At 53.2% G+C, this 22,070-nt stretch carries 21 protein-coding genes; 9 read left to right on the forward strand and 12 right to left on the reverse strand.

The genetic code is table 11. The features are described from left to right. Nucleotides 1–28 precede the first annotated feature (28 nt). From damX to FCH32_RS17030, 8 genes are all read right to left on the reverse strand, one after another. Nucleotides 29–1,339, reverse strand: coding sequence for a cell division protein DamX (gene damX, locus FCH32_RS16995; protein ID WP_174361242.1), 1,311 nt, complete (start codon nucleotides 1,337–1,339; stop codon nucleotides 29–31). A gap of 96 nt (nucleotides 1,340–1,435) precedes the next feature. Further along, nucleotides 1,436–2,524: a 3-dehydroquinate synthase gene (gene aroB, locus FCH32_RS17000; protein ID WP_115257310.1), complete on the reverse strand. Its 1,089-nt coding sequence runs from the start codon at nucleotides 2,522–2,524 to the stop codon at nucleotides 1,436–1,438. A 55-nt stretch (nucleotides 2,525–2,579) separates the two neighbouring features. Further along, nucleotides 2,580–3,101, reverse strand: a complete 522-nt coding sequence (gene aroK, locus FCH32_RS17005; RefSeq protein WP_003023552.1) for a shikimate kinase AroK — start codon at nucleotides 3,099–3,101, stop codon at nucleotides 2,580–2,582. A gap of 403 nt (nucleotides 3,102–3,504) precedes the next feature. Beyond that, nucleotides 3,505–4,743, reverse strand: coding sequence for a DNA uptake porin HofQ (hofQ, locus tag FCH32_RS17010; protein ID WP_174361243.1), 1,239 nt, complete (start codon nucleotides 4,741–4,743; stop codon nucleotides 3,505–3,507). After that, complete coding sequence (locus FCH32_RS17015; protein ID WP_174361244.1) at nucleotides 4,655–5,059, reverse strand: HofP DNA utilization family protein; 405 nt, start codon at nucleotides 5,057–5,059, stop codon at nucleotides 4,655–4,657. Before FCH32_RS17015 ends, hofQ begins: the two co-directional genes overlap by 89 nt. After that, nucleotides 5,049–5,519, reverse strand: a complete 471-nt coding sequence (locus tag FCH32_RS17020) for a HofO family protein (RefSeq protein ID WP_115257307.1) — start codon at nucleotides 5,517–5,519, stop codon at nucleotides 5,049–5,051. The genes FCH32_RS17015 and FCH32_RS17020 overlap by 11 nt, the downstream gene beginning before the upstream one ends. Then, nucleotides 5,503–6,042 carry a PilN domain-containing protein gene (locus FCH32_RS17025; RefSeq protein ID WP_117342461.1) on the reverse strand — a complete coding sequence of 180 codons (540 nt, stop codon included), beginning with the start codon at nucleotides 6,040–6,042 and terminating at the stop codon, nucleotides 5,503–5,505. The genes FCH32_RS17020 and FCH32_RS17025 overlap by 17 nt, the downstream gene beginning before the upstream one ends. Beyond that, nucleotides 6,042–6,821 carry a type IV pilus biogenesis protein PilM gene (locus FCH32_RS17030; protein ID WP_135911290.1) on the reverse strand — a complete coding sequence of 260 codons (780 nt, stop codon included), beginning with the start codon at nucleotides 6,819–6,821 and terminating at the stop codon, nucleotides 6,042–6,044. Before FCH32_RS17030 ends, FCH32_RS17025 begins: the two co-directional genes overlap by 1 nt. A gap of 120 nt (nucleotides 6,822–6,941) precedes the next feature. Here FCH32_RS17030 and mrcA point away from each other — a divergent pair, with 120 nt between their 5' ends. Then, complete coding sequence (mrcA, locus tag FCH32_RS17035; protein WP_174361245.1) at nucleotides 6,942–9,494, forward strand: peptidoglycan glycosyltransferase/peptidoglycan DD-transpeptidase MrcA; 2,553 nt, start codon at nucleotides 6,942–6,944, stop codon at nucleotides 9,492–9,494. A gap of 95 nt (nucleotides 9,495–9,589) precedes the next feature. Here the strand turns inward: mrcA and nudE are convergent, their stop codons facing one another. Continuing rightward, on the reverse strand, nucleotides 9,590–10,150 hold the full coding sequence (gene nudE / locus FCH32_RS17040; protein WP_161959015.1) for an ADP compounds hydrolase NudE: 561 nt from the start codon (nucleotides 10,148–10,150) through the stop codon (nucleotides 9,590–9,592). Between the two features lie 323 nt (nucleotides 10,151–10,473). On the opposite strand from nudE, the gene igaA reads away from it, so the two are divergent. The 4 genes from igaA to hslO are packed head-to-tail and all read left to right on the forward strand — an operon-like array spanning nucleotide 10,474 to nucleotide 14,653. After that, nucleotides 10,474–12,609 carry an intracellular growth attenuator protein IgaA gene (gene igaA / locus FCH32_RS17045; RefSeq protein WP_117342462.1) on the forward strand — a complete coding sequence of 712 codons (2,136 nt, stop codon included), beginning with the start codon at nucleotides 10,474–10,476 and terminating at the stop codon, nucleotides 12,607–12,609. A gap of 60 nt (nucleotides 12,610–12,669) precedes the next feature. Further along, the gene (yrfG, locus tag FCH32_RS17050; protein WP_096759274.1) at nucleotides 12,670–13,338 is read left to right on the forward strand and encodes a GMP/IMP nucleotidase; all 669 of its coding nucleotides are present in this window, start codon (nucleotides 12,670–12,672) and stop codon (nucleotides 13,336–13,338) included. A 10-nt stretch (nucleotides 13,339–13,348) separates the two neighbouring features. Further along, on the forward strand, nucleotides 13,349–13,750 hold the full coding sequence (gene hslR, locus FCH32_RS17055; protein ID WP_115257302.1) for a ribosome-associated heat shock protein Hsp15: 402 nt from the start codon (nucleotides 13,349–13,351) through the stop codon (nucleotides 13,748–13,750). Nucleotides 13,751–13,774: 24 nt separating this feature from the next. Continuing rightward, complete coding sequence (gene hslO / locus FCH32_RS17060) at nucleotides 13,775–14,653, forward strand: Hsp33 family molecular chaperone HslO (protein ID WP_096759272.1); 879 nt, start codon at nucleotides 13,775–13,777, stop codon at nucleotides 14,651–14,653. A gap of 50 nt (nucleotides 14,654–14,703) precedes the next feature. Here hslO and FCH32_RS17065 read toward each other — a convergent pair whose 3' ends face one another. Continuing rightward, nucleotides 14,704–16,422, reverse strand: a complete 1,719-nt coding sequence (locus FCH32_RS17065; RefSeq protein ID WP_174361246.1) for a DUF4153 domain-containing protein — start codon at nucleotides 16,420–16,422, stop codon at nucleotides 14,704–14,706. 378 nt (nucleotides 16,423–16,800) lie between these two features. Here FCH32_RS17065 and pckA point away from each other — a divergent pair, with 378 nt between their 5' ends. The 3 genes from pckA (at nucleotide 16,801) to nadS (ending at nucleotide 19,213) form a co-directional block, all read left to right on the forward strand. Further along, entirely contained in the window at nucleotides 16,801–18,423 is a 1,623-nt protein-coding gene (gene pckA, locus FCH32_RS17070; RefSeq protein WP_115257300.1) for a phosphoenolpyruvate carboxykinase (ATP), read from the forward strand. Nucleotides 18,424–18,546: 123 nt separating this feature from the next. After that, nucleotides 18,547–18,864: a type II toxin-antitoxin system RelE/ParE family toxin gene (locus FCH32_RS17075; RefSeq protein ID WP_117342464.1), complete on the forward strand. Its 318-nt coding sequence runs from the start codon at nucleotides 18,547–18,549 to the stop codon at nucleotides 18,862–18,864. A 52-nt stretch (nucleotides 18,865–18,916) separates the two neighbouring features. Beyond that, complete coding sequence (gene nadS, locus FCH32_RS17080; RefSeq protein WP_003837894.1) at nucleotides 18,917–19,213, forward strand: NadS family protein; 297 nt, start codon at nucleotides 18,917–18,919, stop codon at nucleotides 19,211–19,213. 55 nt (nucleotides 19,214–19,268) lie between these two features. On the opposite strand, the gene envZ is transcribed toward nadS, so the two are convergent. Further along, nucleotides 19,269–20,621: a two-component system sensor histidine kinase EnvZ gene (envZ, locus tag FCH32_RS17085; protein ID WP_096759268.1), complete on the reverse strand. Its 1,353-nt coding sequence runs from the start codon at nucleotides 20,619–20,621 to the stop codon at nucleotides 19,269–19,271. Then, complete coding sequence (gene ompR, locus FCH32_RS17090; RefSeq protein ID WP_001157751.1) at nucleotides 20,618–21,337, reverse strand: osmolarity response regulator transcription factor OmpR; 720 nt, start codon at nucleotides 21,335–21,337, stop codon at nucleotides 20,618–20,620. Before ompR ends, envZ begins: the two co-directional genes overlap by 4 nt. 226 nt (nucleotides 21,338–21,563) lie before the next feature. On the opposite strand from ompR, the gene greB reads away from it, so the two are divergent. Then, entirely contained in the window at nucleotides 21,564–22,037 is a 474-nt protein-coding gene (gene greB, locus FCH32_RS17095) for a transcription elongation factor GreB (RefSeq protein WP_005121627.1), read from the forward strand. Nucleotides 22,038–22,070: the final 33 nt, after the last annotated feature.

Below are 22,070 nucleotides of genomic sequence, written 5' to 3' on the forward strand. Positions count from 1 at the left end.
ATCAAACCATTGCAGAACATATCCTATCTTACTTCAGATCGGCCTGAACCTGATGCAGCGGTTTCGCCCACGGGTTTTTCGCCTGAATGTCGGCTGGCAACGTAGACACCGCACGTTTTGCATCGTCTTTAGATGCATATACACCCGTCACCAGAACATACCACGGTTGACCGTTACGCGTCGTCTGATACACCACGTAGTTCTTCAGGTTCTCTTTCTTCGCCCAACCGTTCAGGTTGTCGTAGTTAGAAGAACTGCTGAGCTGCAGAGTGTAATGACTGGACGGCGCTGATTTTAACGCCCCAACATTACCTGCCGTTTTTGCTCCGCCCGCTACAGGCGTTGCCGCAGTTGGCGCAGGAGTAGCAGTCTGCGCAGGTGTGGTGGTACTGACGGTTGCTTTAGGCTCAGCTGTCGCTTTTGGCGCAGTCGTTGCCGCAGGTGCTTTGGTCGTAGTAACCGGTGCAGTCACTGGCGCAGTCGGTTCAGTGCGCTTCGCCTGGGCAACAGGTTTTGGCTCTGTCGGCGTTGCTTTCACGGTCGTCTGCGGTTTGCTCTTCGGCTCAATAACGGCCTGTTTGCGTTCCGGACGCGCAGTCGCGTGACGCTCAGCAGGCTCCGTTGTTGCAGGACGCGCCGTAGTGCCATTGCGAACAGGTGCAACGGTAGCAGGTTCGGTTGGCAGCGTGGAGTTCACAACCACGTTGTTCACCTGTTCCTGACCTTGCGGTTGCGTCAGGGCATTATTCAGATCGCCCTGAACTTCAACACGCTGTTGACCTTCAGCGGCAACAGGTGCTTGCCCCTGAGTTGGCGTAGAAGAAATTGGCGGCAGAGAAACATCCTGCTGCGCATTGCCAGCCGGTTGCTCAGCAGTCGTTGCAGGCTGAGTGGTGCTCGCCTGATCGGTCGCGCTATTGCCAGAAAGATCGATACTCTTCTCGCCAGACGCCGTCTGATCGCTGGAAGAGGGAGATGAGGGGGCTTTCAACGCTGAACCGATGCCGACTATCAACAGCAGCAGCACCAGTACCCCCACACCCATCATCATATATTGACGAGAGGCAGGTTTGCTGGCGGCCTTCTTACGCTTACGCGGACGGCGTTCTACACGCTCTTCATCCACGGTATCGTCATCAGATTCATAGTCTTCTTCAATGTCTTGCTCTTCGTCACGTTCTTTACGCGCGCGCGCTGGACGACGATCGTCAGTATCCAGATCAACATCATCAAAATTGATTTGCGGCTCATTATCGCGTTCAGACGATTGACGAGAACGACCAGTACGACGATCGCTGGGATCGGGTTTCAGCTCGTCTTCTGGTTTGAATTCATCCATTTAACACCCCACTCAAAGGTTAATGCTTACGACGTTGCACATAACCTGAAGCTAAAAGACTTACGCCTTACAACGCAAGCCGGACCTTTCTTGTTGTTACGCCTGCTGGCAATCAGCAATAGCGTTAAGAACCACCTCGTGCGACACTCCGCCGCGCACTTCACTCTTCCCTATTGCCAACGGAAGCACTAAACGCATCTCCCCCGCCAACACTTTTTTATCTCGCAGCATGTGCGGTAAATAGGCCTGAGTGGACATCTCACGTGGTCCATCAACCGGTAAGCCTGCCCGCTTCAGCAGCGTAATGATGCGCTGCGTGTCCGCGGAGCAAAACTGACCCAGACGTTCTGACGTACGAGCAGCCATTACCATACCTGCGGCCACCGCTTCACCATGTAACCAATTGCCATAACCCATTTCAGCTTCGATTGCATGGCCAAACGTATGTCCCAGATTCAGTAAAGCACGTAAGCCCATTTCGCGCTCGTCTGCTGCGACAACTTCTGCCTTCAGCTCACAACAACGGCGGATACAGTACGCCATTGCCGGACCGTCCAGATGCAGTAATGCGTCCAGATTGTCTTCCAGCCAGCTGAAAAATTCACCGTCAAGGATGATGCCGTATTTGATCACTTCCGCCAGACCCGACGCCAGTTCACGCGCAGGAAGCGTTTTCAGACAGTCGAGGTCCACCACCACGGAAGCGGGTTGGTAAAAAGCACCAATCATGTTCTTGCCGAGGGGATGGTTTACGGCGGTTTTGCCGCCAACGGAGGAATCAACCTGCGACAACAGCGTTGTCGGAACTTGAATAAAACGTACGCCGCGCTGATAGCTGGCGGCTGCAAAACCGGTAAGATCGCCAATCACGCCGCCGCCAAGAGCAACCAACGTGGTATCGCGACCGTGCGGTTTTTGCAGTAATGCTGTGAATACCGTATCCAGCACCGTCAGGCTTTTATACTGCTCGCCGTCGGGAAGGATGACGCTATCAACATTAACACCCGCCTGTTCAAGTACGCCGCGAATCTTATCGAGATAAAGGGGAGCCAGGGTTTCGTTGGTCACCAACATAACCTGATCGCCCGATTTCAGCGGTAAGAATGAAGCCGGCTCATTAAACAAACCAGCCGCGATGGTGATAGGGTAACTACGTTCCCCGAGAGTGACTGTAATCCTCTCCATGACGCGACATCCACCTTAGTTACTTGTACCCGCAGACGAGTGTATTAAGCCAGAATCAGTTGCTTTCCAACATATGAATAATCTGGTTTGCCACGACTTTAGCGCTCTGATCATCGGTGCGAATGGTCACGTCAGCAATCTCTTCATACAGAGGATTGCGTTCGTCAGCCAACGCTTCCAGAACTTCGCGAGGCGGTGATTCTACCTGCAGCAGTGGGCGTTTCTTGTCGCGTTGAGTTCGCGCAAGTTGTTTTTCAATTGTCGTTTCAAGATAGACCACGACGCCACGCGCGGAAAGACGGTTACGTGTTTCACGTGATTTAACAGAGCCACCGCCAGTTGCCAGCACAATACCCTGTTTTTCCGTCAACTCGTTGATGACTTTTTCTTCGCGATCGCGGAAGCCGTCTTCACCTTCTACATCGAAGACCCAGCCCACATCAGCTCCGGTTCGTTTCTCAATCTCTTGATCAGAATCGTAAAATTCCATATTGAGTTGTTGAGCTAACTGGCGCCCAATAGTGCTTTTTCCGGCACCCATAGGCCCAACCAGAAAGATATTGCGTTTCTCTGCCATTTTTTCGGTACTACTAAGACTATTCGTTAATGGTAAACCCGCTTCGCAGACACTCAGCGCAGCAGGACATGAACTGAAACCTCATAAGATATTGCGAGAGTCAGACTGAAAATTATCTCAATACTCAAGCGGGTTTGGCAACTGAATAAATCACCAAACCTTTCGCATTTCTGGTCGTGGCAGGCGTATTGCCCTGCAAACATCAGGCCTGGCAACGAATCGCACGGCCAAATGACGCCAAATCAACCCATGACACACCACCAGAAAGGCAAAGCGTATTACCGGTGCACAAGTAAAGAAAACGACCGACGCTCAAATCGGTACTCCTTGTATGCTAAATACACCCGCACGTCAAATTTCTGAAACATGTCCAGTGCAAAAACAACGGCTTTTCATGCATAAATTATTCGCTCGAGACCAGTCTGGGCGTGATAAAAACCACTAACTCGCGCCGCTCATCCTCTTTACCGTCATGGCGAAATAAATATCCAAGCCAGGGGATATCGCCTAACAACGGCACGCTGTCCGCCGCAGATTTATTTTTATGCGAAAAAATCCCACCCAGCGCGATTGTCTCTCCGCTTTTTACCTCGACCTGCGTTTCAATTTCCTGCTTATCGATAGCCAGTACTTCGCCATCCGCCTGCTGTAACACCTGCCCGGGGACATTCTGGCTGATATGCAACTTTAGTCTAATTCGCCCTTTTTGCAGCACGGTTGGCGTCACCTCCATTCCCAGTACGGCTTCTTTGAACTCAACGGACGTGGCTCCGCTTTCCCCGCTGGAGACCTGATAAGGGATCTCGCTGCCCTGCTTAATACTGGCAGGTTGCAGGTGAGAAGCCAGTAATCGTGGGCTGGCGATGATATCAAGCTGCTGTTTTTGCTCCAGTGCAGACAGCTCCAGTTCCAGTAGACGACCATTGATACGACCAATGTTAAACCCCACACGCGACGTCGCTGCGGACACAGAGAGATCGCTGGTCATTGTAGTGGCGTTGCCCACCGTCCCCGCTTGCGTGCCGTCGGCCAGCGACCATTTCACGCCCAACTCGTGTAGGCTTTTTTCGTTAATCGTCACAATGTGTGCCGCCAGTTCGACCTGTTCAACCGGCAAGTCCATCTGTGCCACCCACGTTTCCAGCGCCATCAGCGCAGGTTTGTTATCACGAAGCAGCAGTCGGTTCGTGCGTTTATCTACCGTCATACTGCCTTTGGCGCTCAGCAGTTTCTCACCCGCTTTTGCCAGATCGGTGGCGTCAGCGTACTGCAAAACAATGCTGCGATGTTCCAGCGGGAGACTGGCCTGCCGCCGCGCCTGCTCGATCTCCAGGCGTGCCACATTTTCATTCTGCCAGCCTACCGAATGCACATGCAGGATGCTCCCCTCCTGGCGCAACACCAGTCCGGCGCTTTTCACCACCGTCTGGAATGCCTGCTTCCACGGGACATCCGTCAGATGCAACGACATCACGCCGCTGACATCGGGCGAAATCACCAGATTTTTTCCTTCCTGCTCAGCCATCGCCTGCAATACCTGAACCACGGGAACATCATCCACCACCAGCGTCACGTTTGGCGCTTTTCCCGCCAGCACGCTGGGGATGACGATCATCAGCACCACGGCTATCCATCGCTTCATGCCCTTCTCCTTGTCGTTGCCACTGCCAGCGTGACGGCTCACAGTCTTTACCCATCTCAATAGTTATGCTTTGTGCCGAGATATGAGAAACCGTCCATCCCCCCTTCAGCGCCTCATGCAATTCGATCCGCCGCCATGTATTTTTACTATCCTGAACCAGGCCAATCAGGCGCCCTCCCCGACTTACCGCGCCTTGATAACGCCACGTCGACAGCTCAGTAGTATGGCAACGATCCTCCGGCGGCTGGAAAGGATCACGCATCCCGGTCAGTATCAGCAGGCTAATCCCCACCAACAGTCCACGCTTAACCGTCATTCAGGCGCTCCAGCTGCAGTGTTAGCATCAGCTCGGCATTCTCCAGGTGAAGAGAAAAACCGTTGACCTGCATCCCCCGTTCCGCCAGCCGGACAAACAATGCTGGAACAGCATCCCAGGCGGGCTTCAGCGTCATCTCCCCGCCCTGTGCAGAAGGCTGCCAGTGAGTCAGGCGTGAAAGCGGAGTCTGAAAATCCAGAGCGGAAAAAGGCATCGTATTCTCGTCATTAGCCCAAAGTGTGGGGTCAGCCGGTGTAACCAGTTGGTACAGATTCCGCCATTGCGCCTGGTTCGCCGCATGTTGCTGCCGCAGTTCCTCCCGTTGTACGTTCCATTCTTGCCGTAGCGGATAAAGCAGGCACAACATGACCATCAGCGCCATGGTGACACTCCAGCCACCCCAGCAGACGATTCGACAACGCGGCGACAAGGCCAGCCAACGATCACAGAGTACGTTCATGCATTACGCTCCGCGTCAGACGATAGTGAAATTGCCAACGTCCCAACGCATCCTTCTGAGTTTCGCCGGGGTCGCCTAAGCGAAAAAAGGACTGTTTGCGTAATTGCGTTTCCAGCGCATTGAGGGCGCTAAAGTTCTGCGCCATTCCGCTCAGTTCCAGCACTTCATGTTGCCAGGTCAGGGTTGTCAGCCACACCTGTTCGGGCAGTAAATTTGCCAGTCCTTCGAGCATCGGTTGCCAGCTTCGCGTCTGATCTCGCTGCGTTTTACGCAGCTGTCGCTGTTGCCATTGTTGCTGGCGCAGGAGTAAATGCGGTTTTTGGGCCACAAGCGTCTCGCCCCGCATTTTCTCCGCAGCTATCTTCACCGTTTTTGCCCGGTTGTCTTCGATGACGACAGCGTAATAGCTCAGTGCACAGCCAACGATCAACAGCAGCGATCCGCTAAATAAAACAGCCCAAAACCGCAGGCAGGCGCGCCGCTGTGACTGACGCCAGGGGAGAAGGTTGATGGTCGCTATCATCAGTCTGTTCCCCCCATTGCCAGCCCAAGCGCAATAGTAAATATATGACTTTCAGGCGGAATGGGCGGCTGACGAACAGACACCACGCTTAAGGGGTCAAAACGGCCTGGCCCGCACAACGCAATCTCTTCCGGGGAAAGCGATAATGTTGCAGCAAGATCGTCGATAGCGTGACTGTCGCCCACCGGTTTACGCCCCCATGCATAACGAGTCGCCCACAACCACTGCGCGTCATCGCGCCAGGCCAGACACTGCTGATGCGCCGATAAGTACGGTATAAAGCGCTGTAACGCGCTGGCATCCGGCGTAATGGCGGTTATCTGTACTTTCAGCGTTTGCATCAGCGTCAGGAGGGTCGACACCTCTTTGCTTTGCGCGGCGGTCACGTTAAAGGCCGGACTTAAGGTGTCTTCGCTATAATCGAATTGCAGCGCATCTGGGTCCATATCCAGCTCACGCGCCATCGACCCAGACAACCATGCCGTTTGTTCTGGCTCACGCAGCGTCATGACTGGGCGGGGGATCTTTTTTTGTAACGTCCTGTGGGCGGGAAAGGACAGATGAATGTGGTGTCTGCGAGGGAGTTCACGACTCCACGGCAATAACACCTTGCTGAGCTGTTCAGGTGCGCGAATGTGCCCGTCGACAATCGTCTGGTTCGCCAGCGGCAACCGCCACCAGCGCTGTAGAAACCAACCGGAGGCGTCGCGAACGACGGCCACAGCCAGCACGTCATGTTGCTGAATATGCAGACCAATTTGCCAGATATTGAAAGCCATTGCTGATGATCTCCTTATCACCCGTTGCTTTAACGGGTATATCAATGCGTCTGGCTTGCCTTTATACTACCGCGCGTTTGTTTATAAACTGCCCAAATGCCACTAAATGGGAAATCTCCAGTGAAGTTCGTAAAGTATTTATTAATCCTTGCAGTATGTTGCATCCTGCTGGGAGCAGGCTCGATTTATGGCCTCTATCGCTATATTGAGCCGCAATTACCTGACGTCGCGACGTTAAAAGATGTGCGTTTGCAGATCCCGATGCAGGTTTACAGCGCTGACGGCGAACTGATCGCGCAATATGGCGAGAAACGTCGTATTCCGGTCACGCTGGATCAGATGCCGCCGGAAATGGTCAAAGCCTTTATCGCCACCGAAGACAGCCGCTTTTATGAGCACCACGGCGTTGACCCGGTGGGGATCTTCCGTGCGGCCAGCGTTGCGCTGTTCTCCGGGCACGCGTCGCAAGGGGCGAGTACCATCACCCAACAGTTGGCGAGAAACTTCTTCCTCAGCCCGGAACGCACGCTGATGCGTAAGATCAAAGAGGTCTTCCTCGCGATCCGCATCGAGCAACTGCTGAGCAAAGATGAGATCCTCGAGCTTTATCTGAATAAGATCTACCTGGGGTATCGCGCCTATGGCGTTGGTGCCGCAGCACAAGTCTATTTCGGTAAGACGGTCGACCAGCTCAGCTTAAGCGAGATGGCAGTCATCGCCGGTCTGCCAAAAGCACCGTCAACCTTCAACCCGCTCTATTCAATGGACCGGGCTACCGCGCGACGTAACGTAGTGCTGTCGCGTATGTTGAGCGAAAACTACATCACGCAGGCCCAGTACGATCAGGCACGCAGCGAAGCTATTGACGCCAACTATCACGCGCCGGAAATTGCCTTCTCTGCGCCGTATCTGTCTGAAATGGTGCGCCAGGAAATGTATAGCCGTTATGGTGAAAAAGCCTATGAAGACGGGTATCGCATCACCACCACCATTACGCGTAAAGTCCAACAGGCGGCCCAGCAGGCGGTCCGTAATAACGTCATGGATTACGACATGCGCCACGGCTACCGTGGCCCGTCAAACGTGCTATGGAAAGTGGGCGAAAGCGCCTGGGACACCAAGAAAATCACCGACTCACTAAAAGCGCTGCCGACCTACGGACCGCTGCTGCCGGCGGTGGTCACCAACGCAAATCCACAGGAAGCGACCGCCACGCTGGCGGACGGCACATCGGTGGCGCTGCGTATGGAAAGCATGCGCTGGGCGCGTCCTTACCGCTCCGATACCCAACAGGGCCCGACGCCGCGAAAAGTGACCGATGTTGTCCAGACGGGTCAGCAAATCTGGGTCCGCCAGGTCGGTGACGCCTGGTGGCTGGCGCAGGTTCCTGACGTCAATTCCGCGTTGGTCTCCATCAATCCGCAAAACGGCGCGGTAATGGCGCTGGTTGGTGGCTTTGATTTCAACCAGAGCAAGTTTAACCGTGCTACCCAGGCGTTACGTCAGGTCGGTTCGAATATCAAACCGTTCCTCTACACCGCGGCAATGGATAAAGGCCTGACGCTGGCCAGTATGCTGAATGACGTCCCAATTTCCCGCTGGGATGCGGGCGCAGGTTCTGACTGGCAGCCGAAAAACTCACCGCCGCAATATGCCGGCCCTATCCGCTTACGTCAGGGGCTGGGTCAGTCGAAGAACGTGGTGATGGTCCGCGCCATGCGCGCGATGGGCGTAGATTACGCAGCAGAGTATCTGCAACGTTTTGGCTTCCCGGCGCAAAATATTGTTCATACCGAGTCGCTGGCGCTGGGTTCCGCCTCGTTCACCCCGCTGCAGGTTGCCCGCGGCTACGCGGTGATGGCCAACGGTGGTTTCCTGGTTGATCCGTACTTCATCAGCAAGATTGAAACCGATCAGGGCGGTATTATCTTCGAAGCGAAGCCCAAAATTGCCTGTCCGGAGTGTGATATTCCGGTGATTTATGGCGACACCCAGAAATCTAACGTGCTGGAAAACAGTAACGTTGAAGACGTTGCCATTTCTCAGGAACAGCAGAATGCCGCGGTGCCAATGCCGCAACTTGAGCAGGCGAATCAGGCGCTGGTCGCGCAAAGCGGGACCCAGGAATACGCCCCGCATGTGATCAACACGCCGCTGGCGTTCCTGATTAAAAGCGCGCTGAACACCAATATCTTTGGTGGGCCAGGCTGGATGGGTACCGGCTGGCGTGCAGGTCGTGATTTACAGCGTCGAGATATCGGCGGTAAAACCGGGACCACCAACAGCTCGAAAGATGCCTGGTTCTCCGGCTACGGCCCAGGGGTCGTGACCTCGGTATGGATTGGTTTTGATGACCATCGCCGTAACCTTGGACACTCTACGGCCTCGGGTGCGATCAAAGATCAGATCTCCGGCTATGAAGGGGGGGCGAAGAGTGCCCAGCCAGCGTGGGATGCCTATATGAAGAGTGTGTTAGAGGGCGTACCAGAGCAGCCGCTGACGCCACCGCCAGGTATCGTAACGGTCAATATCGATCGCAGCACCGGTCAACTGGCGAGCGGCGGCAACAGTCGCGAAGAGTATTTTATTGAAGGGACTCAGCCCACACAGCAGGCGGTACATGAAGTGGGGACCACCATTATTGATAATGGTGAGGCTCACGAACTGTTCTGATCTATTGCCGGATGGCGCTTCGCTTATCCGGCCTACTTAACGCAACATGGTAGGCCGGATAAGACGCCTCTGGCGTCACCTTCCGGCGCTATACGCTACAGTCGTCCCTGCCCTTTCAGCCATTCACGCACCAGAAACAGCGCGCTTACATTACGCGCTTCGTGAAAGTCCGGGTCTTCTAACAAATCCATCAAATGTGCCAGCGGCCAGCGCACCTGCGGCAACGGCTCGGGTTCATCACCTTCCAGCGATTCAGGATACAGGTCCTCGGCCACGACGATGTTCATCTTGCTGGAGAAATAGGACGGTGCCATGCTGAGTTTTTTCAAAAACGTCAGGTCATTTGCCCCAAACCCGACCTCTTCTTTCAGCTCCCGATTCGCCGCTTCAAACACGCTTTCACCGGGATCGATTAACCCTTTGGAAAAACCAAGCTCATAAGATTCGGTCCCGACCGCGTACTCGCGGATGAGAATCAGATGGTCATCAACAATCGGCACAATCATTACCGCTTCGCGCGTGGACGGACGCATACGTTCGTAGACGCGGCGTACGCCGTTGCTGAACTCAAGGTCAACACTTTCGACTTTAAACAGCCGGGATTGTGCGACGGTTTCCACTTTCAGAATCGTGGGTTTTTGTAATGATTTGCTCATCGTGAGAGTCTTTGCCGTGAAATCTGGGGTCATTGTGCGATATACCGCACGGTTTCGGCAATGTGAATTGCCGTTTATTTACATTTATGTAACGTACTAAAAGTTAATTCCCATTTCAAATTAAAAGTCAATAGGTTGAAATAACTCCAGGAATTTGCTGATATGCCGTTTTTGGTGATTTTGCTATGATTCGCATTTACTGGGCTGTACTTTAAAGATGCTCAAGTTCAACTCCACGCTTGCCGATAGCCAACGACAGAATCACGATTATTTTCCAGGGTGCGACTGACCACGCCTGACAGACTAAGTAAGATGGGGAAAGCATGAGCACCATTCTGATTTTTTTAGCTGCTTTGCTGGCCTGCTCGTTACTTGCAGGGTGGCGACTCAGATCAAAATCCAGGCGGCAAAAACTGCCCTGGAGTAACGTTTTCTCAGACGCCAATAAGCGTAAACTGACGCCCGAAGAGCGCAGCGCAGTCGAAAACTACCTGGAAAACCTGAGTCAAAATCAGCAGATACCTGGCCCAACAGGCGCCAGCGCCGCCCCTGTATCGCTCACACTGAATGCCCAAAGTAATAGCGTCATCGTGCTGACCCATTCGATTACGCGCTACGGTATCACCACGGACGATCCCAATAAGTGGCGTTATTATCTGGATTCCGTCGAAGTGCATTTGCCTCCCTTCTGGGAACAATACATCAATGACGAAAATAGCGTTGAGCTGATCCACACAAATACGCTACCGCTGGTGATCTCGTTAAACGGTCATACGCTGCAAGAGTACATGCAGGAAGCGCGTGGCTATGCGCTACAGCATACTGCATCGACGCAGGCCTCTATTCGTGGTGAAGAAAGCGAGCAAATTGAGCTGCTAAATATTCGCCAGGAAACACATGAAGAGTATGCGCTGAGCCGCCCGGCAGGACTTCGCGAGGCGTTGCTGATTGCCGCATCTTTCCTGTTGTTCTTCTTTTGCCTAATCGTGCCGGATGGCTTTGTACCGTGGCTGGCCGGTGGTGCCGTATTGCTGCTGGCTGCGGGCCTGTGGGGACTGTTCGCCCCGCCGTCTAAAACTGCCCTGCGGGAGATCCATTGCCTGCGCGGAACCCCGCGTCGTTGGGGGCTGTTTGGCGAAAACGACCAGGAACATATTAATAATATCTCACTGGGTATTATCGATCTGATTTATCCGCCTCACTGGCAGCCCTACATTGCGCAAGATCTCGGGCAACAAACGGATATCGATATTTATCTCGATCGCCATGTTGTCCGCCAGGGGCGTTTTTTATCCTTGCATGACGAAGTGAAAAACTTCCCCTTGCAGCACTGGCTACGTAGCGCTGTTATCGCAGGGGGATCGTTGCTGGTCCTGCTGATGCTGCTGTTCTGGATCCCGCTGGATATGCCGATAAAATTCACGCTGTCCTGGATGAAAGGCGCGCAAACTATCGAGGCCACCAGCGTTAAGCAGCTCGAAAACGCCGGGGTTCGCGTCGGCGATACCCTGCATCTGAGCGGTACGGGAATGTGCAATATTCACACATCCGGAAGCTGGAACGCACAGCCCACCACGCCTTTTCTACCTTTCGATTGCTCACAGATTATCTGGAATGATGCACGCGCGCTGCCGCTGCCCGAGTCCGATTTGGTGAATAAAGCGACGGCACTCACGCAGGCCGTCAGCCGCCAACTACACCCCAAACCCGATGATGATTCCCGTGTCAGCGCATCGTTACGATCGGCCATTCAGAAATCCGGCATGGTATTACTGGATGACTTTGGTGAGATTGTCCTGAAGACTGCCGACCTGTGCGCCGCCGAAGATGAATGTGTGCGCCTGAAAAATGCGCTGGTCAATCTGGGTAACAGTAAAGACTGGACCGCGCTGGTGAAGCGGGCCAACGCAGGTAAGCTGGATGGTGTAAACGTGTTGCTGCGCCCGGTCAGCGCCGAGTCGCTGGATAACCTGGTCAATACCTCCACTGCGCCGTTTATTGCACGTGAGACCGCCCGCGCCGCTCAGGCACTGAACAGCCCTGCGCCTGGCGGCTTCCTGATTATCAGTGACGAAGGCAGCGATCTGGTCGATCAGCCCTGGCCTGCCACATCGTTGTATGACTATCCGCCTCAGGAGCAGTGGAACGCCTTCCAGCGTCTGGCGCAGATGCTCATGCAGACACCATTCCGCGCGGAAGGGATCGTCACCAATGTCACGACCGATGCCAATGGAACCCAGCACATCGGGCTGCACCGTATCCCGGATCGTTCAGGCCTGTGGCGTTACCTCGGCACCACCTTGCTGATGTTTTCCATGCTGGGTTGTGCGCTCTATAACGGCATTCAGGCGTTCAGACGCTACCAGCGCCACCGCTCACGCATCGCAGAAATTCAGGGATACTACGAAAGTTGCCTAAATCCCACGCTGATTGACGATCCGGAAAGCCTCATTCGATAACACGCCCGCGCGACAGGATATGCTACCCTGTCGCGCATCTGTTTTCCTTTGGGAGTTCCTATGCATATTGATATCGCCTGGCAGGACGTCGACACCGTGCTGCTGGATATGGACGGCACACTGCTCGATCTGGCGTTCGATAACTATTTCTGGCAAAAACTGGTGCCGGAAACGTATGGCGCGCAGCAGGGGATCTCTCCCGAGGAAGCCCAGAACTATATTCGCCAGCAATATCACGCCGTGCAACATACGCTAAACTGGTACTGCCTGGATTACTGGAGCGAACGCCTGGGTCTGGATATTTGTGCCATGACGACAGCCCAAGGGCCACGCGCCGTGCTGCGCGAAGATACTGTCCCCTTTCTTGATGCCTTAAAGGCCTGCGGCAAGCGCCGTATTTTGCTGACCAACGCGCATCCACATAACCTGGCGGTGAAGCTGGAGCATACCGGTCTGGCCTCACACCTTGATTTATTACTTTCCACCCATACATTTGGTTATCCCAAAGAGGATCAGCGGTTATGGCACGCTGTAGCTGAAGAAACGGGAATGCGTGCTGAGAAAACGCTGTTTATTGACGACAGCGAAGCCATTCTCGACGCCGCTGCTCAATTCGGCATTCGTTACTGCCTCGGCGTGACCAATCCCGATTCAGGTATTGCGGAAAAACAGTATGCACGCCATCCGTCACTGAATGACTACCGCCGACTGATCCCCTCACTGATGTGAAGGAGATGCCATGAAAGAGAAGCCCCCTGTTGACGTCAGGCTGGATAAATGGCTGTGGGCTGCGCGTTTTTATAAAACGCGTGCGATAGCTCGCGAAATGGTTGAAGGCGGTAAGGTGCATTACAACGGGCAGCGCAGTAAGCCGAGCAAGATTGTCGAGCTGAATGCCACCCTCACCTTGCGCCAGGGAAATGACGAGCGGACGGTGATTATTAAGGCCATTACCGAACAGCGTCGCCCGGCAACGGAAGCCGTTACGCTGTACGAAGAAACCGCGCAAAGCGTGGAAAAGCGCGAAAAAATAGCGCTGGCGCGTAAACTTAACGCGTTGACCATGCCGCACCCGGACAGGCGACCGGACAAAAAAGAGCGCCGCGACCTGTTACGATTTAAACACGGCGACAGTGAATGACTGTCACCCGCAAGAGAGATGATTATGCCGCAACATGACCAATTACATCGTTATCTGTTTGAAAACTTTGCCGTGCGCGGCGAGCTGGTAACCGTTTCACAAACCCTGCAACAGATCCTCGAAAACCATACTTACCCACAGCCGGTTAAAACCGTGCTGGCCGAGCTGCTGGTCGCCACCAGCCTGCTGACCGCTACGCTAAAGTTTGCCGGTGATATCACCGTACAGCTCCAGGGCGATGGCCCGCTGAGCCTGGCGGTGATTAACGGTAACAACAAGCAGCAGATGCGCGGTGTCGCGCGCATTCAGGGCGATATCCCTGAAGATGCAGATCTGAAAACGCTGGTCGGTAACGGCTATCTGGTGATCACCATTACACCGGAAGAAGGTGAACGCTATCAGGGCGTGGTGGGTCTGGAAGGAGACACGCTGGCCGCCTGTCTGGAAGATTACTTCCTGCGTTCAGAACAGCTGCCAACGCGTCTGTTTATCCGCACTGGCGACGTCGATGGCAAGCCAGCAGCAGGCGGTATGCTGTTGCAGGTGATGCCAGCACAAGACGCGCAGGCCGATGATTTTACCCACCTCGCCACGCTGACGGAAACCATTAAAGCCGAAGAGCTGCTGACGCTGCCAGCGAATGATGTGCTGTGGCGTTTGTATCACGAAGAAGAGGTGACTCTGTACGATCCGCAGGACGTGGTGTTCAAATGCACCTGTTCACGTGAGCGTTGTGCAGATGCGCTAAGAACCCTGCCGGACGAAGAAGTGGACAGCATTCTGGCTGAAGAAGGCGAGATCGATATGAATTGCGATTACTGCGCGAGCCACTATCTGTTTAACGCGATGGATATTGCTGAGATCCGCAACAACGCATCCCCTGCTGACCCACAAGTGCATTAAGTTCATAGCCCGGCAGACAGTCCATTCTGCCGGGCTACTTGTTCCAGCGTTTACTCAGCGTAGTAGTTAATCTCTAACCGTTTCCCATCGAGAGTGATATCCCGCCAGATTCTGGGGGCTGTAGTCAGCCTGTGATTTTCCACCGCCTGCAAAAGCGTCGCTTTCGTGAATCCTTCAGGTAACTGGGCTGCGCCGAGCAAAGACCATTGCTTTTCCTTCATGCCAAAGATCAGACTTTCTCCCTCGCCAAAAGCATAAAGCACCTGCTCCGGCTGACCATCTGCGTTAAGATCCTGATTCACTAACACGCATGCATCCTGCTCAACACAGGAGCTAATACGGTAGCTTTGCTGTTTTACAAACCGCCAGAATGCGTCATCGGGTTTTTTGCTACCCGGCGCAATCATCACCATCAGTGCCAGTTGCGTTGTGGTCAGTTCCCGCATGGGATCGAGGTTCCCGCGTAGAATGGCGTTTAAATCACGTCTGCGCTTACTGTCCTTAGTGAAAGCGTCATCCTTTTGTAACGCCTCCAACGCAGCACGCCCCGGTTTTCCGCTATTACGCAACATGTACAGGCTGACCTGATCCGGTGAAATTTGGCCACTATGATAACGGGCCATATGGCTGTTGACGCTAATACGCCAGACATCAATGACCGGCGATGTCAGCAGAATCAACAGTCCCAGAGACAGTAACGAAACACTGAGGATGACTTTGCTCTGAATTTCCAGTGGATTGTGTCCACGGCGCATAATGCTCGCCATGTAGCCGAATGACCAAACCAGCAGCACTGCGATGATCAGCGCACCATGCAGACGCTCAGGCGTCCAGCCATACTGATTGACGCGGACCCAGAGCGCCCAGCTGGCTATCAACATATAAACCGGGGCGACGAGAAGTGAGGTGTTAATCAGATAACGTAATGCCCCTGGATAGGGTAAGTCGCGTTTTTGCGGCTCGCGCACAACGACCATCAATAGCAGGAGCAGCAACGTCAGCGTCGACATCAGCCCCGCCGCAGACACCCGTTGCGAAATCGCCTCCAGACCGGTAAAGGGTAATGTCAGCATAAACATCAGCGCTAACAACGCGACCAGAGGCAACAGACCCGTGGCGATCAACGTCAGAAGCTTTTGTACCGCCGTCACCAGGCGTGACTGCGTACGTGCCAGAATCACCGCCAGCGCGGTAATAAGGCCAAACGTTACATAACCAAACCAGTCGGTCTCAAAGAATAGCGTGTTAAAAAAGGGAATACCGACCAGCTTAAACATCTCGCTCCACAGCAAGAGGACCATCCAGAACAGGCCGTTGGCGACAAAGACGATCAGCAATGTCAGAACATTCAGCCATATCTGGCTGTAAAACTGCGGATAGCGCGCCTGGTCGGTACGCGTATGGAGTTGGTACTGGATCCAGGGTAACGCCAGCATAGCCATGAGAAAGAGGCGCCAACCGTAGACAAAGAAAATCTCATTCTCATTCCACCGGTTCCCTCCTGCAACGTGCCCCTTCAACCAGATGCTCATCGCCAGTACGACGCAGAAGATCACCGCCATCCAGCACCACAGCGCGCGCTGTTTAAACGAGACCACAGAAAGCAGAATCGCCGACGTCAGCGCTATCGTTACAGGCATTCCATAGAACAGCCAGCTACTGTTATGGGGGATGAGGTAAGTCATCAGCAGGTAACACACTACGCCTTGCAGCAGACCAATAAACATCATGCCCCAGCGGGTCGTACGTGAAAGCTCAACACTGTCCATGTCGTAATCCAGAATGAAGGGAAAAGATCATTATCGCATCAACATCACAATTATTGGCACTTACCGGTGTCTTTCAGCCCCTCACAACGCGACGTGAATCGATATTTCATATGTTTGAGTTACGTTATTTTCCTACATGAATGCGATTACACTCACAAGATTCCCGCCAAATATACTCTCCATTAACGTTTTAGGAACATTTTCCACAACAAAAAAGGGTTTCCTGCCATAATATCCGCCTATTTGCGACAGGAGTCGCAGCGTATTCAGTTATCTGTGATTTTGCCGGATGCGTAAATCTATGAGCCTTGTCGCGGTTAACAATCCCTAAAAAACCTTACTATTCCAGGTAATACATATTGGCTAAGGAGCAGTGAAATGCGTGTGAACAACAGTTTAACCCCGCAAGATCTCGAGGCTTATGGTATCAATGACGTTCAGGATATCGTTTACAATCCCAGCTACGACCTGCTGTACCAGGAAGAGCTTGATCCAAATCTGGAAGGCTACGAGCGCGGAGTGTTAACTAATCTGGGCGCCGTTGCTGTTGATACCGGTATCTTTACCGGGCGTTCACCAAAGGATAAGTACATTGTCCGTGACGACACCACGCGAGATACGCTCTGGTGGTCCGACAAGGGTAAAGGTAAGAACGACAACAAACCGCTTTCCCAGGAAACCTGGCAGCACCTGAAAGGATTAGTCACCCAGCAACTCTCAGGCAAACGCCTGTTTATCGTTGATGCATTCTGCGGCGCGAACGCCGATACCCGCCTTTCAGTGCGCTTTATTACCGAAGTCGCCTGGCAGGCACATTTCGTTAAAAACATGTTTATCCGCCCAAGCGATGAAGAACTGCTTGATTTTAAACCTGATTTTATCGTGATGAACGGTGCGAAATGCACCAACCCGCAGTGGAAAGAACAGGGGCTCAACTCTGAGAACTTCGTGGCTTTCAACCTGACTGAACGTATTCAGTTAATTGGCGGGACCTGGTACGGCGGAGAGATGAAAAAAGGCATGTTCTCCGTGATGAATTACCTGCTGCCGCTGAAAGGCATTGCCTCCATGCACTGCTCGGCAAACGTCGGTGAAAAAGGTGATGTGGCGGTGTTCTTTGGCCTGTCCGGTACCGGTAAAACCACGCTGTCTACCGACCCGAAACGTCGCCTGATTGGCGATGATGAGCACGGCTGGGACGACGACGGTGTGTTCAACTTCGAGGGCGGCTGCTACGCGAAGACCATCAAGCTGTCTAAAGATGCAGAACCAGAAATCTACAATGCGATTCGCCGCGATGCGCTGCTGGAAAACGTCACCGTACGTGAAGATGGCTCTATCGACTTCGATGACGGTTCTAAAACCGAGAATACCCGCGTTTCCTACCCGATTTATCACATCGATAATATCGTTAAGCCAGTGTCAAAAGCGGGCCATGCCACCAAGGTTATCTTCCTGACCGCCGATGCGTTTGGCGTTCTGCCACCGGTATCCCGTCTGACCGCAGATCAAACCCAGTACCACTTCCTGTCTGGCTTCACCGCCAAACTGGCTGGAACCGAGCGCGGCGTGACTGAACCGACCCCAACATTCTCTGCCTGTTTCGGTGCGGCCTTCCTGTCACTGCACCCGACGCAGTACGCAGAAGTGCTGGTGAAACGCATGCAGGCTGCTGGCGCACAGGCCTATCTGGTTAACACCGGCTGGAACGGTACCGGCAAACGTATCTCGATTAAAGATACCCGCGCCATTATTGATGCCATCCTGAACGGTTCTCTGGATGACGCAGAAACGTTCCGTCTGCCGATGTTTGACCTGGCGATCCCAACCGAACTGCCGGGCGTAGACACACGTATTCTCGATCCGCGTAATACCTACGCGTCACCAGAACAGTGGCAGGAAAAAGCCAATGCGCTGGCGAAACTGTTTATCGAAAACTTCGAGAAGTATACCGATACCCCAGCGGGTGCCGCGTTAGTCAGCGCCGGTCCGAAGCTGTAATTTTTGATTCGTTATATAGCCCCTTATCTGAAAGGATAAGGGGCTTTTTATTGTATTTACCCTTTTAAAATGTACTCTGTACACCTATAATTTGTACTATTAGCCCCATGCGCAGGAAGCGCCATGTTCACATTTATTGAGCTACAGGGATTTAGTAAACGCCGTCCGTTACTTTTACCTGACGATGAGTTTCGTGCCTTTCAAGAGGCGCTTATTGAAAACCCTGAGGCAGGGGATACTATCGCTGGTACGGGGGGATTCAGAAAAATTCGCTGGAGTCGCTCTGGTATGGGTAAGCGCAGCGGTATTCGGGTTATCTATTACAACGTGACGCGTAAAGGTCGAATCTATCTGGCTTTGCTCTATCCTAAGAATGAACAGGATGATTTAACCGAAGAGCAAAAAAGAGTTTTAATGCACTTATCCGATATGCTGATTTAATTATGAGAATTTTAATCATCAGGACACCGCGATCCGGTGTGGTGAGGCCAAAATGAAAGACGAATTATTTGCCGATTTGCTGGCCAGTGCAGAAGAAATGGTACGTATAGAGAAAGGTGAAGAAACACCTAAACCTGAACATGTACATACTTTTAGCGAAATTGATGTTAAAGCCATCCGCGAAGCAACAGGGTTACGCCAACAGGATTTTGCCATAGCGGTTGGTGTGAGTTATGACCTGGTTAAAAGCTGGGAAACGAAACGACGCCAACCCACTGGAGCACCAAGAAAACTGCTTTTATTAATTCAAAAAAACCCATTTATAATTAATCAATTAAAAGCAATTTAAGCCAGAGGTTTTACTGTTTACCCCATAAACAGAGGGAGGCCTTCGCCTCCCTTTTTTATGCGTCTTTGGTTGTTCCCGGCACACGGGAGACAGGAACAGGAAGCCAGGCGCGAATCGACAGCCCACCGCGTTCGCTGGTGCCGATTTCCAGCATGCCGTTATGGTTATCGATGATGCGCTGCACGATCGCCAGGCCCAGACCGGTACCGCTGGTACTACGGGCACTGTCGCCGCGTACAAACGGCTGGAACAGATGCTTACGCTGCTCCGGCTTGATGCCCGGACCATCATCCTCGACCTGGAACCAGGCGCGATGTGGCTCTGTGCCACTGCTAACCTTAATCCAGCCATTACCATAGCGGGCAGCATTGACCACCATATTGGCAACCGCGCGTTTGATCGACAGCGGATGCATCTTCACCTGAATGAGGCCAGGCTGCAGCGCGGTATCAATCTCACGTTCATAACCGCTTTCTGCCGCAACGACTTCTCCTAACACCGCGTTCAGATCCGCCATCTCCATCGGCATCTCCTGCCCGGTGCGCAGATAGTCGATAAACTGTTCGATAATGGCGTTACACTCTTCGATGTCCTTATTGATGGACTCCGCAAGGTAGCCGTCTTCTTCCCCCATCATCTCGGTCGCCAGGCGGATACGCGTCAGCGGCGTACGTAAATCGTGGCTCACCCCGGCCATCAGCAACGTTCGGTCATCGGCCAGCTGCTTCACGCCCGCCGCCATATGGTTGAAGGCTCGGGTCACCGAGCGCACCTCAGAGGCACCATATTCGCGCAGTGGCGGCGGAATAATGCCTTTACCCACCTGTAACGCCGCATGTTCCAGATCCACCAACGGCCGGTTCTGGATACGAATAAACAGCCATGCACCACCGATTGCCAGCAGCATGATCGCCAGCGTATAGCGGAACAGCGGCGAGAAATCGCCCTGATGAATTTCAGTGAGAGGAACGCGAACCCAGATATTCGGAGACAGCCAGGTTTTCAGCCACACGACCGGCGAGCTTTTGTTGACCTCAACGCGAACTTCCGTCGGACCACCCAGCTGCTGCGCCATCTGATGACTTAAGAATTCATAGTGCTGCGCCCAACGCAACCCCGCTTCTTCAGCGGCTTCGTTGGAATAGAGGGAAATCCCCAGCTCACGGTAAATTTCCCGGCGGAATGCGGGAGGCACGACCAGTTGCGTGCCGTCCTCCAGCTGCAGTTTATCGGTCATCAGCATACGGACTTCGTAAGCCAGGACCTTATTAAACTGCTGGAGGCTCGGCAGGATCGCGAAGTTCAGCACCACCAGATAAGTCGTCACCAGGCTGGCGAACAGCAAGGTGACGATGAGCAATAACGTGCGAGCAAACGAACTTCGTGGCGAGAAGCGCATTCGCCTCATGCTTTAGAACCGTCCGGGACAAAGACGTAGCCCAGACCCCATACGGTCTGAATATAACGTGGATGTGCCGGATCTTCTTCCACCATACGACGCAGACGGGAAATCTGCACGTCAATAGAACGTTCCATCGCGGAGTACTCGCGACCACGGGCCAGGTTCATCAGCTTATCGCGGGACAACGGCTCACGCGGGTGACTGACCAACGCTTTCAGCACGGCAAATTCACCGCTGGTCAGCGGCATAGGTTCATCTTCACGGAACATCTCACGGGTGCCGAGGTTCAGTTTGAACTTACCAAAAGCGATAACCGCTTCTTCCTGAGACGGCGCGCCCGGCAGTTCATTTGCCTGACGACGCAGTACGGCACGAATACGCGCCAACAGTTCGCGCGGATTAAACGGTTTCGGGATATAGTCGTCAGCGCCGATTTCCAGCCCAACGATACGGTCAACCTCTTCCCCCTTCGCCGTCACCATAATGATCGGCATTGGGTTGCTCTGGCTACGCAGGCGGCGGCAAATCGACAGACCATCTTCACCTGGCAGCATCAAATCCAGTACCATAAGGTGGAAGGATTCACGGGTCAGCAGACGATCCATCTGCTCAGCGTTTGCGACGCTTCGAACCTGGAAGCCCTGCTCGGTCAGATAACGTTCCAGTAGCGCGCGCAGGCGCATGTCGTCATCGACCACCAGAATCTTATAGTTCTCTTGCATTGTTATTACTCCCAAAGGTTCGCAACAATTGTAAGTGTGTATTCTTAAGAAAGCTCACCTGAGTAACCAGCAAATTCTGGTATGAATTCCAGGCTAAATTGTTACAAAGCATATTAAACAGCAGCTTAAGTATACAATGTTTCTCGTAATACATTATTTATTCTGTTGATATGCTCACGTAATACCAATTGTGCGCATCATCACAGAATCAAGGTAAAACAATAAGATGAAAACGCCCCTGATAACCCGTGAAGGGTATGAAAAACTCAAACAAGAGCTGAATTACCTCTGGCGTGAAGAGCGCCCGGAAGTCACCAAGAAAGTGACCTGGGCCGCCAGTCTGGGTGACCGCAGCGAAAACGCTGACTACCAGTATAATAAAAAGCGCCTGCGCGAGATCGACAGACGCGTCCGTTATTTGACCAAGTGCATGGAGAATCTAAAAATTGTCGATTACTCCCCTCAGCAGGAAGGAAAAGTGTTCTTTGGCGCATGGGTTGAGATTGAAAATGATGACGGCGACATCCGCAAATTTCGCATTGTCGGCTACGATGAAATCTTTGGCCGTAAGGATTACATCTCTATCGACTCACCGATGGCGCGCGCCCTGCTCAAAAAAGAGGTCGGCGATCTCGCTGTAGTGAACACCCCTGCCGGAGAAGCAAGCTGGTACGTGAATGAGATTGAGTACGTTAAATAAGACGGAACAATCCGAAGCCCCTGCTGATGGCTG

Source organism: Citrobacter gillenii (genome assembly GCF_013337685.1).
Classification (GTDB): domain Bacteria; phylum Pseudomonadota; class Gammaproteobacteria; order Enterobacterales; family Enterobacteriaceae; genus Citrobacter; species Citrobacter gillenii.

Bases quoted from the DNA above. Each gene is read 5' to 3' on its own strand.
- FCH32_RS17065 (WP_174361246.1), bottom strand. From the start codon at position 16,422: ATGGACAGTGTTGAGCTTTCACGTACGACCCGCTGGGGCATGATGTTT.
- ompR (WP_001157751.1), bottom strand. From the start codon at position 21,337: ATGCAAGAGAACTATAAGATTCTGGTGGTCGATGACGACATGCGCCTG.
- yrfG (WP_096759274.1), top strand. From the start codon at position 12,670: ATGCATATTGATATCGCCTGGCAGGACGTCGACACCGTGCTGCTGGAT.
- FCH32_RS17025 (WP_117342461.1), bottom strand. From the start codon at position 6,042: ATGATAGCGACCATCAACCTTCTCCCCTGGCGTCAGTCACAGCGGCGC.
- nudE (WP_161959015.1), bottom strand. From the start codon at position 10,150: ATGAGCAAATCATTACAAAAACCCACGATTCTGAAAGTGGAAACCGTC.
- nadS (WP_003837894.1), top strand. From the start codon at position 18,917: ATGAAAGACGAATTATTTGCCGATTTGCTGGCCAGTGCAGAAGAAATG.
- envZ (WP_096759268.1), bottom strand. From the start codon at position 20,621: ATGAGGCGAATGCGCTTCTCGCCACGAAGTTCGTTTGCTCGCACGTTA.
- pckA (WP_115257300.1), top strand. From the start codon at position 16,801: ATGCGTGTGAACAACAGTTTAACCCCGCAAGATCTCGAGGCTTATGGT.
- aroB (WP_115257310.1), bottom strand. From the start codon at position 2,524: ATGGAGAGGATTACAGTCACTCTCGGGGAACGTAGTTACCCTATCACC.
- hslR (WP_115257302.1), top strand. From the start codon at position 13,349: ATGAAAGAGAAGCCCCCTGTTGACGTCAGGCTGGATAAATGGCTGTGG.
- FCH32_RS17020 (WP_115257307.1), bottom strand. From the start codon at position 5,519: ATGAACGTACTCTGTGATCGTTGGCTGGCCTTGTCGCCGCGTTGTCGA.
- FCH32_RS17030 (WP_135911290.1), bottom strand. From the start codon at position 6,821: ATGGCTTTCAATATCTGGCAAATTGGTCTGCATATTCAGCAACATGAC.
- hofQ (WP_174361243.1), bottom strand. From the start codon at position 4,743: ATGAAGCGATGGATAGCCGTGGTGCTGATGATCGTCATCCCCAGCGTG.
- damX (WP_174361242.1), bottom strand. From the start codon at position 1,339: ATGGATGAATTCAAACCAGAAGACGAGCTGAAACCCGATCCCAGCGAT.
- FCH32_RS17075 (WP_117342464.1), top strand. From the start codon at position 18,547: ATGTTCACATTTATTGAGCTACAGGGATTTAGTAAACGCCGTCCGTTA.
- greB (WP_005121627.1), top strand. From the start codon at position 21,564: ATGAAAACGCCCCTGATAACCCGTGAAGGGTATGAAAAACTCAAACAA.
- hslO (WP_096759272.1), top strand. From the start codon at position 13,775: ATGCCGCAACATGACCAATTACATCGTTATCTGTTTGAAAACTTTGCC.
- aroK (WP_003023552.1), bottom strand. From the start codon at position 3,101: ATGGCAGAGAAACGCAATATCTTTCTGGTTGGGCCTATGGGTGCCGGA.
- FCH32_RS17015 (WP_174361244.1), bottom strand. From the start codon at position 5,059: ATGACGGTTAAGCGTGGACTGTTGGTGGGGATTAGCCTGCTGATACTG.
- igaA (WP_117342462.1), top strand. From the start codon at position 10,474: ATGAGCACCATTCTGATTTTTTTAGCTGCTTTGCTGGCCTGCTCGTTA.